The sequence below is a fragment of the Vulcaniibacterium tengchongense genome (genome assembly GCF_003814555.1).
In the GTDB taxonomy this organism is placed as follows: domain Bacteria; phylum Pseudomonadota; class Gammaproteobacteria; order Xanthomonadales; family Xanthomonadaceae; genus Vulcaniibacterium; species Vulcaniibacterium tengchongense.
The window spans coordinates 739,348-754,652 of record NZ_RKQN01000001.1 but is presented as its reverse complement, the minus strand read 5'-3'; the positions used below and the strand labels follow the sequence as shown (position 1 = coordinate 754,652).

The window sequence follows — 15,305 nt, the reverse complement described above, 5'->3', positions numbered from 1 at the left end:
CTCTTTCCGCCGGCCGCGCGCATGCCGATCGAACCGCCCACGCCCCCGTCCGCGGCCGCGAACGCGATGCGCGTGCTGGTGATCCGCCACGGCGCGTTCGGCGACCTGGTCCAGGCCAGCGGCGCGCTGCGCGACATCCGCGAGCACCACGCCGGCGCGCACCTCAGCCTGCTGGTCGCGCCGCAGTACGCGCCATTGATGCGGCGCTGCCCGTACGTGGACGCGACCATCGAGGACCCGCGCGCGCCGCTGCTCGATCCCCGCCGCAGCCTGGGCCTGCTGCGGCGCCTGCGCGCGCAACGCTTCGACCGCGTGTACGACCTGCAGGGCAGCGACCGCACCCGGCTGTACCGGCTGATGCTGGCGCGGCCCGGCGTGCCCTGGAGCCGCAACGACAATCCGGGCGACGGGCCGACGCCGGACCGCCTCGCCTATGCGGAGCTGTTGGCGCGCGCCGGCGTACCGGCCGCGCATGCCGCCACGCCGCAGGTGCGGTGGATGGCCGGGGACGTGTCCGCGCTGCTCGCCACCGCGGGCGTCGCGCCCGGCTACGTGGCGCTGATCCCCGGCAGTGCGGCGCGGCACCCGCACAAGCGCTGGCCGCACTACGCCGAACTGGCGCGGCGGCTCGCCGCGCGCGGCATCGAGGCCGTGGTCGCGCCCGGGCCCGACGAACTGGAACTGGCGCGCACGCTGCCCTGCCGCACGCTGCTCGGCCCGCACGGCGAGCCGCTCGACTGGTTCCGCCTCGCCGGCGTGCTGGACCGGGCCGCGTTCGTGATCGGCAACGACACCGGCCCGACCCATCTCGCCGCCGCGCTCGGCCGCCCGGGCCTGGCCTTGTTCGGCCCGCATACGCGCGCGCAGCGCACCGGCATCCTGCTGCCCGGGTTCGACGCGATCGAGGCCGCGGACCTGCAGGCGCTCGGCGTCGACGAAGTGCTGGCGCGGGCGGAGCGGATGGGCTTGCCGGCGCGCGCCTAGCGCGCAGCCGCATGGCGGCCGCGGCGCGGCGCAAGTCGCAGGGCGGGTTGCGGCGAAGCCGCGGTCGCGCGCGCCCGGGCCGCGCAAAGCAAGACGCCGCCCGAAGGCGGCGTCTTGCGGCGGGCCGGCGCGCGGCCGCTCAGTGCACCGGCGCGGCGCCCCCGCCGTCGGTCGCGGCCGCCTCGACGGCGCCCGCCTCGTCGGCGTCGCCGTCCTCGTCGAACGAGGCGTCGACCCGCTCGATGCTCTGCAGGCTCTCGCCCTCGGCCAGGCGCATCAAGGTCACGCCCTGGGTGTTGCGGCCCACCTGCGAGATCTCCGCCGCGCGCGTGCGCACCAGGGTGCCGCCGTCGGAGATCAGCAGCACGTCGTGATGGTCCGACAGCTGCACCGCGCCGACCAGGCAGCCGTTGCGCTCCGTCGTCTTCAGCGCGATCACGCCCTGGGTGCCGCGGCCCTTGCGCGGGTACTCTTCCACCGGCGTGCGCTTGCCGTAGCCGCGCTCGCTGGCGGTGAGGATGTCGCCCTCGCCCTCGACCACGATCAGGCTGACGACCTTGGCGCCGCACGCCAGGGCGCCGTCGCCCTCGCCGTCGCCCTCGGCCAGGCGGATGCCGCGCACGCCGGTGGCGCTGCGGCCCATCGGCCGCACCTCGCTCTCGGAGAAGCGCACCGCCTTGCCGTTGCTGGCGAACAGCATGATGTCGCGCTCGCCGTCGGTCAGCGCCACGTCGACCAGGGCGTCGCCCTCGTCGAGGTTGATCGCGATCTTGCCGCGCTGCAGGCGGAACGCGAACTCGGTCAGCGGCGTCTTCTTCACCGTGCCGTTGCGGGTGGCGAAGAACACGTAGCGGTCCTCGCGGTATTCGCGCACCGGCAGCACCGCCTGCACCTTCTCGCCTTCCTCCAGCGCGATCCAGTTGACGATCGGGCGGCCGCGCGCGTTCGGCCCGGCCTCCGGCAACACGTGCACCGGCAGCCAGAACACCCGGCCGGCGCTGGTGAAGGTCAGCAGCGTGTCGTGGGTGTTGACCAGCCACAGCCGGTCGATGAAGTCCTCGTCCTTGGTCGCCGCCGCGTTGCGGCCGCGGCCGCCGCGCTTCTGCGCGCGGTAGGCGCTGACCGGCTGGCGCTTGGCATAGCCGGCGTGCGACAGGGTCACCACCACGTCCTCCGGCGCGATCAGGTCGAGGATGTCGAGGTCCTCCTCGCTCTGCCGGATCTCGCTGCGGCGGGCGTCGCCGAACTCTTCCTTGAGGTTGCGCAGCTCGGTGCGGATGACCTCCTTGAGCACGTCCGGATCCTCCAGGATCCGGATCAGGCCGCGGATGGTCTCCAGCAGCTGCTTGTACTCGTCGGTCAGCTTTTCCTGCTCCAGGCCGGTCAGGCGGTGCAGGCGCATCTCCAGGATTTCCTTGGCCTGGGTCTCGGTCAGCTGGTAGCGCCCCTCGAGCAGGCCCACGCCCTGGGGCAGGTCCTCCGGCCGCGAGGCCTCGGCGCCGGCCGCGGCCAGCAGCGCGCCGACCATGCCCGGCTCCCAGGTGCGCGCGAGCATGCGCTCGCGGGCCTCGTTCGGGTTGGCCGAGGTCTTGATCAGCTCGATCATCTCGTCGATGTTGGCGAGCGCGACCGTCAGGCCTTCCAGGATATGGGCGCGCGCGCGCGCCTTGCGCAGCTCGAAGATGGTCCGGCGGGTGACCACCTCGCGGCGGTGGCGGACGAAGGCCTCGAGGATCTGCTTGAGGTTCAGCAGCTGCGGCCGGCCGTCGACCAGCGCGACCATGTTGATGCCGAACACCGACTCCATCGGCGTCTGCGAGTAGAGGTTGTTCAGCACGACTTCGGCCGATTCGCCGCGCTTGACCTCGATGTAGATGCGCATGCCGTCCTTGTCGGACTCGTCGCGCAGCTCGCTGATGCCCTCGAGCTTCTTCTCCTTGACCAGCTCGGCGATCTTCTCGATCAGCCGCGCCTTGTTGACCTGGTACGGGATCTCGGTGACGACGATCGCCTCGCGGCCGTTGTCGGCGGTCTCGATCTGCGCACGCGCGCGCATGCGCACGCGGCCGCGGCCGGTGCGGTAGGCGGCGACGATGCCGGCGGTGCCGTTGATGATGCCCGCGGTCGGGAAGTCCGGGCCGGGGATGTGCTGCATCAGCCCGTCGACGTCGATCTCGGGCTGGTCGATCAGGGCGATGGTCGCGTCGACCACTTCCGACAGGTTGTGCGGCGGGATGTTGGTCGCCATGCCGACCGCGATGCCGGCCGAACCGTTGACCAGCAGGTTCGGCACCCGCGTCGGCATGACCGTGGGCTCGAGCTCCTTCTCGTCGTAGTTGGGCTGGAAGTCGACCGTGTCCTTGTCGATGTCGGCCAGCAGCTCGTGGCTGAGCCGCGACATGCGCGCCTCGGTGTAGCGCATCGCCGCGGCGTTGTCGCCGTCGATCGAGCCGAAGTTGCCCTGGCCGTCGACCAGCAGGTAGCGCAGCGAGAACGGCTGCGCCATGCGCACCAGGGTGTCGTACACCGCGCTGTCGCCGTGCGGGTGGTACTTACCGATCACGTCGCCGACGATACGCGCCGACTTGTAGTAGGGCTTGTTGCTGTGGGCGCCGAGCTCGTTCATCGCGTAGAGCACGCGGCGATGCACCGGCTTGAGACCGTCGCGGACGTCCGGGAGCGCGCGCCCCACGATCACGCTCATCGCGTAGTCGAGGTAGCTGCGGCGCATCTCGTCTTCGAGATTGACCGGGATGATTTCCCTTGCGAGTTCGGCCATCGGGTTTCCGTTGGTTGGGTGGACCCGCGGCCGCGGCCGCGGGGCCTCGAGGCCGCAAAGCCCCGGCTTGCGGGCCCGTGCCGCGGCCCGCCGGAAGCGGCGTCGAGGAGACATGAAATGATAGCACGAAAGCGCCCTTCCGGCACGGCGAATCTCGGCCAGAAACAATCACTTGCGGCGGGTTCGCCGAGCCGCGGGGGCGCCCCTTCGGCCTGCGCCCGGAAGAACCCGCCGGGCCGGCGCATCGCCTTCCTCGCGGGCGTCGGATGCCGATCCGGGGCAGGCGGAACGGCCGGACTGGCGAGCCGCGACGCCTTGCGCCGGCGAGCGCGGCCGCCCTCGTCCAAGCCGAAGCGGACCGCGTCCTGCCGTTGCCGCGTCGTCCCGTGCCTCGGGTGTCTTGCCGCGCGCGGCAGAGGCATTGGGCCCCGCCTGCGCGGGGACGGCGACGGGGCATCCTCGCGGTGGCGCGGCTCGGTCCGGCCAGCCGCCGCACCACGGCGGATCGACGAACGCGAAGGCGTCAGCCGAACGCGGCGCGCATCTTGCCCGCGTCCGGGCGCTCGATCACGCCGCGCTCGGTCACGATGGCGTCGATCAGCTCGTGCGGAGTCACGTCGAACACCGGGTTCCACGCCGCGATCTCCTCGGCCGCGGTGCGCACGCCGCCGACGCCGAACAGCTCGGCCGGGTCGCGCTCCTCGATGTGGATCGCGTCCCCGGAGGGCGTAGCCATGTCCACGGTCGAGGACGGCGCCACCACCATGAAGCGCGCGCCGTGGTGGCGCGCGGCGATCGCCAGCTGGTAGGTGCCGATCTTGTTGGCGGTGTCGCCGTTGGCGCAGATGCGGTCGGCGCCGACCACCACCCACTGCACCGCGCCGGTCTTCATCAGGTGCGCGGCCGCGGCGTCGGCGATCAGGGTCGGGGCGATGCCGTCCTGCTGCAGCTCCCACACGGTCAGGCGCGCGCCCTGCAGCCACGGCCGGGTCTCGCCGGCGTAGACCCGGCCGATGCGGCCTTCGGCGACGCCGGCGCGGATCACCCCGAGCGCGGTGCCGAAACCGGCGGTGGCCAGGGACCCGGTGTTGCAGTGGGTCAGCACGCCGCTGCCGGGCTCGATCAGCGCCGCGCCGAGCGCGCCCATGCGCCGGTTCGCCGCCAGGTCCTCGTCGGCGATCGCCTGCGCCTCGCGTTCCAGCACCGCGCGCCAGTCGCCGCCGGCGGCGTGCAGCGCCGCGTGCATGCGCGCCAGCGCCCAGGCCAGGTTGACCGCGGTCGGGCGCGCGGCGTTGAGGCGCTGCATCGCCGGTTCCAGCTGCTGCGCGGCCTCGCGGCCGTCGCCGGCCTCGATCCGGCGCGCGGCCAGCACCACGCCCCAGGCGGCGGCGATGCCGATCGCCGGCGCGCCGCGCACGGTCAGGGTGTGGATCGCATCGGCGACCGCGTCGCTGTCGGTGCAGCGCACGTACTCGACCACGAACGGCAGCTTGCGCTGGTCCAGCAGTTCCAGGGTGTCGCCGGTCCAGCGGATCGGACGGATGCGGTCGTAGCGGTCGAAATCGATCGGCGTGCTCATCGCGGCAGTTTAGCCGGTCGCGCGCGAGGCCCGTCGTCGCGGGTGCGCCCGCTCCGGCAGGAAAGCGCCGCGCAGCGTCTCGACCCGGCCGCTGCGCGCCTTTCCCTCCCCCGCAAGCGGGAGCAGGCCGCCCAGGGCCTCAATACACCTCGAACTCGCCGCGGCAGCCCTCGTCGACCCAGAGGCCGGCGCGGTCCCAGCCCCAGCTGCGGCCTTCGACGCACGGCGATTTCGACATCTGCCGGATCAGGCGCGCATCGCGGCGTATGCCGACGTCGCAACGGCGATGGCGGCGATCGTCGGAACCGCAGTACAGGGTCCGCGGCTCGCCCCAGCCGGGGCGCCAATCGCCGTCGGGCCGCCCGCCGTGGCCCGGATAGCCGCCCCAGCCGCCGCGGCTGGCGAATTCGGCGCGGCAGCCGTTCGACACCCAGACGTCGCCGCCGCGCTGGCCCCAACTGCGCCCCTCGATGCACGGCGACCTGGAATGCTGCCGCACCAGGACCGCGCGGCCGCGGCCGATCGGGCATTGCCGGTAGCGGCCGTCGTTGGAATCGCAGCGCACGGTCCGGCCGACGTCGCCGCCGTAGCCGCTGTCGGGCCCGCCTCCGCCCCAGCCGCGGCCGAGCTGGAATTCGGCGCGGCACCCGTCGTCGACCCAGACCGCGCCGCGGCGCACGCCCCAGCTGCGGCCCTCGATGCAGGAGGCCTTGGAGTACTGGCGCAACAGGCGCACGCCCAGGCGGGTGTCGGCCGCGCATTCGCGGTAGCGGCCGTCGTTGGAATCGCAGCGCACGACGTCGGCGCGCCCGCCCGGGTACTGCGCCGAGGCCGGCGCGGCGAGCAGCAGCGCGGACAGGGCCAGGCCGGAAACGAGCGGTGCGTGCATGCGCGGAGTTCCGTTCGACGACGGACGCACTCTCGGCCGCCGCGGCTTAACCCCGGCCGACTTCGGCCCCGGCCGCCGATCGCGGTTCAGCCAGCGGCGGGACCGGCCCGCGCACCTCGAACTCGGCGCGGCAGCCGTCCTCGACCCAGATGCCGTCGCGGTCGTAGCCCCAGCTGCGCCCTTGCACGCAGGCCGCCCGGGAATGCTGCCGGAACAGCCGCACCTCGCCGGACACGTCCACCGGGCAGTGGCGCGGCAGCTTGCCGACCGAATCGCAGCGCACGATGCGCGCCCGGGTGCCGGGCGGCGGCAACGCCGCCATCATCCGGAACTCGGCGCGGCAGCCGCCGGACACCCAGACGCCGCGCGTGTCCGCGCCCCAGCTCTGGCCGCGGATGCAGGCGTTCTTCGACAGCTGGCGGACCAGCTCGATCCCGCCGCTGACGTCCGCCGGGCAGTGCTGCCAGCGGCTGCCGCGCGACTCGCAGCGCAGGACCCGCGCGCCGGTGGCGGCGCCGACGCTGCCGCCGTAGCCGACCACGAACTCGGCCCGGCAGCCGGCGTTCACCCAGACGCCGGAATCGTGCACGCCCCAGCTCTTGCCTTCGACGCATTCGGTGCGGGACAGCGTGCGCAACAGCCGCACCCCGCCGCGCACGTCGGCCGCGCACAGGCGCGGCTGCCGGTCCTTGGATTCGCAGCGCAGGACCTTGTCGCCGTAGAAGCGCTCGTCCGCCCGCGCCGGCTGCGCCAGCAGGGCGGCCAGGACCGCGATCGCCGCATGGATCGACGCGTAACTGCCCATCGCCTCGTTTTCCCTCTCCTCCGCCGCCACTCTAGCCTTTTCGGGACGATTGCGGATCAAGGCGCCGCTCACGATCCGCTGAAGCGTTCACGGGTTGCCGCCCGGCGGCCGGCCGCCGGGCGCGCGGCCCGTTGGGCGCGGCCCAGCCCGGGTCAGGCGCGGGCGAAATCGAACGCGAGCACCTCGGCGATGCGCTCGGCGCCCAGCATCGCCATCAGCAGCCGGTCCACCCCCAGGGCGACCCCGGCGCAATGCGGGAAGCCGGCCGCCAGCGCCGCGAGCAGCCGCTCGTCGCGCGGCGGCAGCGCATCGCCGCGTTGCGCGCGCACGGCCAGGTCGCGCTGGAAGCGCGCGCCCTGCTCGGCGGCGTCGGCCAGCTCGTGGTAGCCGTTGGCCAGCTCCAGCGGGCCCAGGTACAGCTCGAAGCGCTCGGCCGCCGGCGCATCGTCGCCCTCGCCCGCCGGCCGCACCCGCGCCAGCGCGCACTGCGAGGCCGGATAGTCGTAGACCGCGAGCAGCCGGTCGCGCGGGAACGCCGGTTGCAGGCGATGGGTCATCAGCAGGTCGAGCCAGTCGTCGCGGGTCAGGCCGGCGGGATCGATCACCACCCCGCCGAGCGCCGCGCGCAGTTCCTCGATGCCGGCGTGCGCCGGATCGAGGCCCAATTCGCGCCGGTACAGCTCGCGATAGGCCACCTGCTCCAGGCGCGCGCCGCGCCCGACCAGGGCCAGGGCCGCCTGCACCAGTTCCGCGGTCTCGTCGATCAGGCGACGGTGGTCCCAGCCGAGCCGGTACCACTCGAGCATGGTGAACTCGGGGTTGTGGCGGCCGCCGGCTTCGCCGTCGCGGAACACCCGGCCGAGCTCGTAGCAGTCGCCAAAGCCCGCCGCGAGCAGGCGCTTGAGCGGGTATTCCGGCGAAGTGCGCAGCCAGCGCGTGCGCGGCGCGCCGTCGGTGCGGCCGGAGAACGCCAGCGAGAACGAGGCGATGTTCGGATCGGTGTTGCCGGCCATCGACAGCACCGGCGTCTCCACCTCGGTCACGCCGCGCTCGGCGAAGAACGCGCGGATGGTCGCGTTGAGGCGCGCGCGCAGGCGCAGGGCCTCGAACGAGGCCGAGGGCCGCCAGTCCCCGCTCATGCGCCCCCCGGCGCCGCGCCGTGCTCGGCCAGGAAGGCGAGCAGGCGCGCCTCGTCCCAGATCTCCACGCCCAGTTCCTGCGCCTTGTCGAGCTTGGAGCCGGCGGCCTCGCCGGCGACGACGAAGCTGGTCTTCTTCGACACGCTGCCGGCGACCTTGGCGCCGAGCGCCTCCAGCCTGGCCTTGGCCTCGTCGCGGCCCATCGAGGCGAGCGTGCCGGTCAGCACCGCGGTCCGGCCGTCCAGCGGACCGGAAGGCGCGGCCTCCAGCGCCGGAGTGACCGCGTCCAGCCGCGCCAGCGCGTCCAGGCCCTGCCGCAGCAGCTGCGCATGCGCCGGCTCGCGCAGCCAGGCCGCCAGCGCCTGCGCGGTGTCGGCGGGCAGGCCGGCGGCGACGAAGCGGTGCTCCTCGGCCTCGACCAGGCCCGTCCCGTCCGGGAAGGCCGCGGCCAGCTGTTCGGCGCGGACGCGGGTGATCTTCGGGATCTCCAGGTCGACCAGCAGGGTGGCGAAATCGAGGCCCTCGCGCAGCTTCGGTTGCGGCGGATGGACGTCGGTGATCACGACTCCGCGCTCCAGCAGCCGGTCGATGACCTCCTGGTTGCCCGCCTGGCCGAAGAAGTGCCCGATCGCGCGCGCGACCTCGCCGCCGACGTCGGGCACGCGCTTGAACAGCGGCCACGGCAGGCGCCGGATCACCTCGATGTCGCCGTACCAGGCCGCCAGCGCCTTCGCCGTGCTCTCGCCGACGTGCTGGATGCCGAGGGCGTTGAGGAAGCGCTCGAGCGTGGTGCGGCGACTGCGGTCGATCGCCCCGATCAGGTTCTCGGCCCATTTGGTCGCGACCTTGCCGGCCTTCACCGTCTCCGGCACGGTGCCGTCGCGCTCGTCGGCGCGGCGCTTCATCTCCAGCAGGTCGTCGAGCGTCAGCTTGTACAGGTCGGCCACCGAGGCGACGTAGCCGAGGTCGGACAGGTCCTCGATGTAGCGCTCGCCGAGGCCGTCGATGTCCATCGCCCGGCGCGAGGCGAAATGGATGATCGCCTCCTTGCGCTGCGCCGGGCAGACCAGCTCGCCGGAGCAGCGCCACACCGCCGCGTCCTCCTCGCGCACCAGCTCGGAGCCGCACACCGGGCAATGCGTCGGCATGCGCCAGGGCGTGGTGCCGGGCGGGCGCCGCTCGGGCACCACCCGCACCACTTCCGGGATCACGTCGCCGGCGCGGCGCACGATCACGGTGTCGCCGTTGCGCACGTCCAGCCGCGCGACCTGGTCGGCGTTGTGCAGCGTCGCCCGGGTCACGGTGACGCCGCCCACCTGCACCGGCTGCATCAGCGCCCACGGCGTCACCGCGCCGGTGCGGCCGACGTTGACCTCGATCGACTCGACCACGGTGGCCTGTTCCTGCGCCGGGAACTTGTGCGCGATCGCCCAGCGCGGCGCGCGCGAGACGAAGCCCATCTCGCGCTGGCCGGCGTAGTCGTCGAGCTTGTAGACCACGCCGTCGATCTCGAACGGCAGCCGTTCGCGCTTGGCGCCGATCTCGCGGTAGTAGCCGAGCAGCCCGTCGAGGCCGTCGACGACGCGGTTCTCGGCGCTGACCGGGAAGCCCCACTCGCGCAGCTTCGCCAGCGTGCGCGAATGGGTCGGCGGCAGCTCGCCGCCCTCGAACGCGCCCACGCCGTAGGCGTAGAACGCCAGCGGCCGCTGCGCGGTCACCCGCGGGTCGAGCTGGCGCAGCGAACCGGCGGCGCCGTTGCGCGGATTGGCCAGCGGCTTGCGGCCCTCGGCGAGCGCGCGCTCGTTGTAGGCGCGGAACGCGGCCACCGGCATGTACACCTCGCCGCGCACCTCCAGCGTGCGCGGCCAATCGCGCCCGCGCAGGCGCAACGGCACCGCCTTGATGGTGCGCAGGTTGGCGGTGACGTCCTCGCCGGTGGCGCCGTCGCCGCGGGTCGCGCCCCGGACGAAGCGGCCGTCCTCGTAGCGCAGGCTGATCGCCAGGCCGTCGAGCTTGGGCTCGACCGAGAACGCCAGCTGGTCGCGGCCGAGGCGCTCGTCGATGCGGCGGACGAAGTCGGCCACTTCCTCGTCGGTGAAGGCGTTCGCCAGCGACAGCATCGGCACCGCGTGGCGGACCTCCGCGAACGCCCCCGAGGGCGCGTTGCCGACCCGTTGGGTGGGCGAGTCGGGCGAGGCCAGTTCCGGATGCGCGGCCTCCAGCGCCTCCAGCTCGCGCAGCAGGCGGTCGTACTCGGCGTCCGGGATCGTCGGGTCGTCGAGCACGTAGTAGCGGTAGTTGGCCTCGTCGAGCTGGCGGCGCAGGTCGGCGATGCGGGCGTCTACGGGCATGGGAACGAACGAAGGGGGGCGAGGAACGAGTGAGTGCCGTCGGCGGCCTGGGATCGGAGTCTCATTCGGGAACGGTCAAGGGGGCGAGACGGCATGCGAGGCCGCCGCGCGTTCCCCTTCGCTCGTTCCTCGATCCCTTACCACCGCGCCGGCTTGGTCAGCGGCGGGGCCTCGCGCTGGCGGTCGTAGGCGCGCAGCTCGTCGCGGATGTGGGCGATCCGCTGCCGGCCGAGGGCGTTGCGCTGCTCGTCCAGGACCACGCCGTCGAGCAGCTCGGCCATGCGCTGCACGGTCGGCAGCATGGTCTCCCAGGCGTCGAGCGCGCCGACCGGCGCCGGCAGGGTCAGGAAGAACGCGATCGCCGGCGTTTCCAGTTCCTGGATCCGCGCCATGTCGAAGCTGCCCGGCTTCATGATGTTGGCCACGCTGAACACCGGCCCGCGTTCGGGGTGGTTCTCGACCAGGCGGTGGAACACGCCCATGTGGCCGTAGACCAGCCCGGCCTTCTCCGCGGCCACGACGATGTCCGGCCCGTGCAGCTTCTGCCCGGCGCGCGCGGCCAGGTACACGGTGACGATCTTGTCGAACTCGTCGCTGGTGCGCTTGCCCAGCTCGCTGCCCGCGCCGCCGGCCTCGCCGCCGCGGTCGAACAGGTCCAGCTCGGCCTGCGCGGTCTCGCCGTCGCCTGCCGCGGCGGCCTCCTGCTCGATCATCTCGCCCAGGGTCGGCTCGCGCCGCCCGGCCTCGGCCGGGCTCTCGCGCGCCACGCGCGTGCCCTGGCCGGGCTTGCGCGGGCGGCCGAAGAACACGATCGCGGCCAGCAGGACCAGGCCGGCGATCAGGATTCCGATCCGCAGCAGGGTGACGTCGGACATCGTTACTCTCCGTGGGACGGGAAGGCGAAGCCGGGGAAGCGCGATCGAAGCGGAGTCCGATCCGTCCCGGGCCCGCACTCCCGCGCGGTGGCTCTGCCGCGCATCTTACGGCGCAGCGGGTGCGGGGACGAACAAGCGCGGGCCCGAAACGCGGCGCCCGCGCCTTCCGGTACCGGCGATCAGGCCACGCCGGCCAGGCGCGTGGCCTCGGCCAGGTCGACCGACACGAGGCGGCTGACGCCGGGCTCGCGCATGGTCACGCCGAGCAGCTGGTGCGCGGCCTCCATCGTCGCCTTGTTGTGGGTGACGAACAGGAACTGCACCTGCTCGCTCATCTCGCTCACCATCTGCGCCAGGCGGCCGACGTTGGCCTCGTCCAGCGGCGCGTCCACCTCGTCGAGCAGGCAGAACGGCGCCGGGTTGAGGCGGAAGATCGCGAACACCAGCGCCACCGCGGTCATCGCCTTCTCGCCGCCGGACAGCAGCGAGATGTTGGACACGCGCTTGCCGGGCGGGCGCGCCATGATCGATACGCCGGTGTCGAGCAGGTCCTCGCCGGTGAGTTCCAGATACGCGTGGCCGCCGCCGAACAGGCGCGGATACAGCTCCTGGATGCCGCTGTTGACGCGGTCGAAGGTGTCCTTGAAGCGGCCGCGGGTCTCGCGGTCGATCTTGCGGATCGCGTCTTCCAGCGTTTCCAGCGCGGTGGTCAGGTCGGCGTGCTGGGCGTCCAGGTACTCCTTGCGCTGCGCGGCCTCGGCGTGCTCCTGGATCGCCGCCAGGTTCACCGGCTCCAGCCGGCGCAGCTTGGCGTCGAGCTCGGCGACGGCGCGCTCCCAGTCCTTCGGGTCCATCTCGTCGCTGAGCGTGTTGACCAGGTCCTGCAGGACGAAGCCGGCCTCGGCGATCGCCGCCTCCAGCTGCTCGGCCTTCAGCAGCAGCGCCTGCTGCTCGAGCCGGCGCTGGCCGATCGCCTCGCGCTGCTGGATCGCCTGCTCGTCGCGCTGGTGGCGGATCTGCTCGTAGCGGCGCAGGTCCTGGTCGATGCCGTCGAGCGCGCTGCGCGCCGCGGCCAGGTCCTGCTCGACCACAATGCGCTGCTCCAGCGCCACCTGGCGCTGCTGCTCCAGGGTCTGCACCGGCGCGTCGCCGTCGGCGAGCTGGGCCGAGATCTCGCCCAGGCGCGCGTCGAGCTGGCCGCGCTGGCCGCCCATGCGCTCCAGCGCCTGCGCCAGCGCGGCGATCTGGGTGCGCTGCGATTCCAGGGTCAGCGCCAGCGCGTGCGCGGCGTCGCGCGATTCGCGCGCGAGGTTGCGGGCCTGGTCGCGCGCCTCGCCGAGGCTGCGCCGCTCGGCCTCGAGCCGCAGGCGCGCGTCCTCCAGCTCGGTCATGCGCTGCACCGCCTCTTCCTGGCGCATCCGCGCCTCGCGCGCCTGCTCGCGCGCGTGCTCAAGGGTGGCGGCGAGCTGTTCGAGCTCGGCGTCGATCTTCTCGATCCGGCCGCGCGCCGAATCCAGCCGCCCTTGCTGGCTCTGCAGCTGGCCGGCCAGCTCGGACACGCTGCGGTGGGCCATGTACAGCGTGCGCTGCGCGTCCTCGCGCTGCTGCTCGGCGACCAGCAGGCGGTCGCGCAGCTGCACCAGGGCCGCCTCGAGCTCGCGCTCGCGTGCCTGCAGCGCTTCGATGTCGCCGCGCAGCGCCTGGATCTCGCGCTCGCGCAGCAGCGCGCCCTGGGTCGCGGCGCCGGAACGCACCGCCTGCACCCAGCCGGCGCCGAGGCGCTGGCCGTCGCGGGTCACCACCGTCTCGCCCTCGCCCAGCGCCGGCAGCAGCGCGCGCGCGGCGTTCAGGTCGTCGGCGGCGTGCAGGCGCGCGAGCAGGCGGCGGATCGCGACCGGCCCGCGCACCCTGGAGGCCAGCGAGGTCGGCGCGAACGCGGCCGCATCGTGGTGGGGGTCGACCAGGGCCAGCCGCCCTTCGCCGAGTTCGGCGAGCGCATCCACCAGGGTCTCCGGGGCCTCGACCAGCACGCCTTCGATCATGTGGCCGAGCGCGCTCTCGACCGCGTTCTCCCAGCCGGGCTCGACCTCCAGCCGTTCGCCGACGCGCGCGGCCGAATCGAGCCCGCGCGCCCGCAGCCAGGCCAGCGCGGCGCCCTGCTCCTGGCCGAGCGCGGCGTGCTGCAGGGTCTCCAGCGACGACAGCCGGCCGCGCGCGGCCTGGGCCTGCTTGCGCACCTCGGCCAGCTCGGCCTGGGTGGCGCGCTGCTGCTCCTGCAATTCGCCGAGCGCGCCCTTGCGGCGCTCCAGCTCCTCGCCGAGGGTGTCGATCGACAGCTTCTGGGTCTCGTGCTGCTCGGCGAGCGCGGCGTAGGCCTCGCTCAATGCGCCCAGGTCGAGGCCGGCGCGCTCGGCGGCGAGCGCCTCGCGGCGGCGGTCGGCGTCGAGCACCTGGCGGTCGAGGTGTTCGATGCGGGTGCGCTCGACCTCCGCCGCGCGCGCGGCCTCGGCCTGGGCGCGGCTGTGCTCTTCCCAGCGCGGCTGCCATTCGCTCAGCCGCTGCTCGGCCTCGCGCAGGGCCTCCTGGCGCGCGGCGTCCTCCTCGCGCAGCTGCTCCAGGCGCGGCTCGGCCTCGGCGACGGCGGCGCGCAGTTCCTCCAGGCGCGCCTGGTCGCTGCCGATGTGCTCGCCCAGTTCGGTCAGCGCCGCCAGCGCCTCGTCGCGCGCCTTCTGCAGGCGTTGCGCGAGCTCGCGCTGGTGCTGGATCTGCTGTTCGATCCGCGCCAGCGCGCCGCTGACCTCGTAGCTGGCGGCCTGCGCCTTGTTCAGCGCCTCGGCGGCCTCCTCGCGGCGCACGCGGCCGAGCTCGATCTCGCGCTCGGCCTCGCGCTGCTCGGCGATCAGCTGCTGCAGGCGGGTCTCCTGCTGGCCCAGCTTCTCGCGCTGGGCCTGCAGCTTCCGTTCGAGGGCGCGGTACTCCAGCGCCTTCCACTCCGCGTCCTTGACCTTGCGCTCGGCCTGGATCGCCTGGTACTGCTCGGCCTGGCGCGCTTGGCGCTTGAGGTGCTCGAGCTGCTTGCCGACCTCCTCGCGCAGGTCGTTCAGGCGGTCGAGGTTCTCGCGGGTGTGGCGGATGCGGGTCTCGGTCTCGCGGCGCCGCTCCTTGTACTTGGAGATGCCGGCGGCCTCCTCCAGGTACACGCGCAGCTCCTCGGGCTTGGCCTCCACCACCTGGCTGATCATGCCCTGCTCGATGATCGAGTAGCTGCGCGGCCCCAGGCCGGTGCCGAGGAACAGGTCGGTGATGTCGCGGCGCCGGCACTTGGTGCCGTTGAGGTAGTACTGGCTGGTGCCGTCGCGGCCGACCGTGCGCTTGACCGAGATCTCGTTGAACGCGGCGAACTCGCCGCTGATGGCGTGGTCGGCGTTGTCGAAGATCAGCTCGACCGTGGCCTGCGACACCGGCTTGCGCGCGGAGGAGCCGGCGAAGATCACGTCGGTCAGCGAGTCGCCGCGCAGGCGGCTGGCCGAGCTCTCGCCCATCACCCAGCGCACCGCGTCGATGATGTTCGACTTGCCGCAGCCGTTCGGACCGACGATGCCGGTCATGTTGGTCGGCAGGTGCAGCGTGGTCGGGTCGACGAAGGACTTGAAGCCGGACAGCTTGATCGTGGACAGACGCATGCGGCGGAAGGGCCTCTGGCGCGCCGGCGTGACGCGGCCGTGAATACCGAAAAAGGTGAGGTTCGCCTCGCAAACGATTGATTCGTTTGAAAGACATGCGCCGTGTCCGGCGCATTGCCTCGGGAGTATAGCGGCAAGCGGCAAGCGCCCCGCCCCTGCGGGGCCTGCCTTCTTCGACGACGCAACGTGGGGCGGCCCGCCGCCGCGGGCCGCCGTGGCCC

At 73.3% G+C, this 15,305-nt stretch carries 9 protein-coding genes; 1 reads left to right on the top strand and 8 read right to left on the bottom strand.

From position 1 onward, the window contains the following. Positions 1 to 21: 21 nt before the first annotated feature. Positions 22 to 984: a glycosyltransferase family 9 protein gene (locus EDC50_RS03460; protein WP_199742072.1), complete on the top strand. Its 963-nt coding sequence runs from the start codon at positions 22 to 24 to the stop codon at positions 982 to 984. Between the two features lie 139 nt (positions 985 to 1,123). On the opposite strand, the gene gyrA is transcribed toward EDC50_RS03460, so the two are convergent. From gyrA to smc, 8 genes are all read right to left on the bottom strand, one after another. Next, positions 1,124 to 3,763 (bottom strand): DNA gyrase subunit A, encoded by a 2,640-nt coding sequence (gene gyrA, locus EDC50_RS03455; RefSeq protein ID WP_123769053.1) that lies wholly within the window; start codon positions 3,761 to 3,763, stop codon positions 1,124 to 1,126. 523 nt (positions 3,764 to 4,286) lie between these two features. Continuing rightward, on the bottom strand, positions 4,287 to 5,342 hold the full coding sequence (gene mtnA, locus EDC50_RS03450) for an S-methyl-5-thioribose-1-phosphate isomerase (RefSeq protein ID WP_123769052.1): 1,056 nt from the start codon (positions 5,340 to 5,342) through the stop codon (positions 4,287 to 4,289). Between the two features lie 139 nt (positions 5,343 to 5,481). Beyond that, positions 5,482 to 6,231 carry a DUF3011 domain-containing protein gene (locus EDC50_RS03445; RefSeq protein ID WP_123769051.1) on the bottom strand — a complete coding sequence of 250 codons (750 nt, stop codon included), beginning with the start codon at positions 6,229 to 6,231 and terminating at the stop codon, positions 5,482 to 5,484. Positions 6,232 to 6,277: 46 nt separating this feature from the next. Continuing rightward, entirely contained in the window at positions 6,278 to 7,036 is a 759-nt protein-coding gene (locus EDC50_RS03440; protein ID WP_123769050.1) for a DUF3011 domain-containing protein, read from the bottom strand. Between the two features lie 152 nt (positions 7,037 to 7,188). Beyond that, positions 7,189 to 8,175, bottom strand: coding sequence for an EF-P lysine aminoacylase EpmA (gene epmA / locus EDC50_RS03435; protein ID WP_123769049.1), 987 nt, complete (start codon positions 8,173 to 8,175; stop codon positions 7,189 to 7,191). Beyond that, positions 8,172 to 10,526 carry an NAD-dependent DNA ligase LigA gene (ligA, locus tag EDC50_RS03430; RefSeq protein ID WP_123769048.1) on the bottom strand — a complete coding sequence of 785 codons (2,355 nt, stop codon included), beginning with the start codon at positions 10,524 to 10,526 and terminating at the stop codon, positions 8,172 to 8,174. Before ligA ends, epmA begins: the two co-directional genes overlap by 4 nt. 137 nt (positions 10,527 to 10,663) lie before the next feature. Continuing rightward, positions 10,664 to 11,401: a cell division protein ZipA gene (gene zipA / locus EDC50_RS03425; protein WP_123769047.1), complete on the bottom strand. Its 738-nt coding sequence runs from the start codon at positions 11,399 to 11,401 to the stop codon at positions 10,664 to 10,666. Between the two features lie 179 nt (positions 11,402 to 11,580). Beyond that, a complete protein-coding gene (gene smc / locus EDC50_RS03420; protein WP_123769046.1) occupies positions 11,581 to 15,084 on the bottom strand; it encodes a chromosome segregation protein SMC in 3,504 nt (1,167 codons plus the stop codon). Positions 15,085 to 15,305 lie beyond the last annotated feature (221 nt).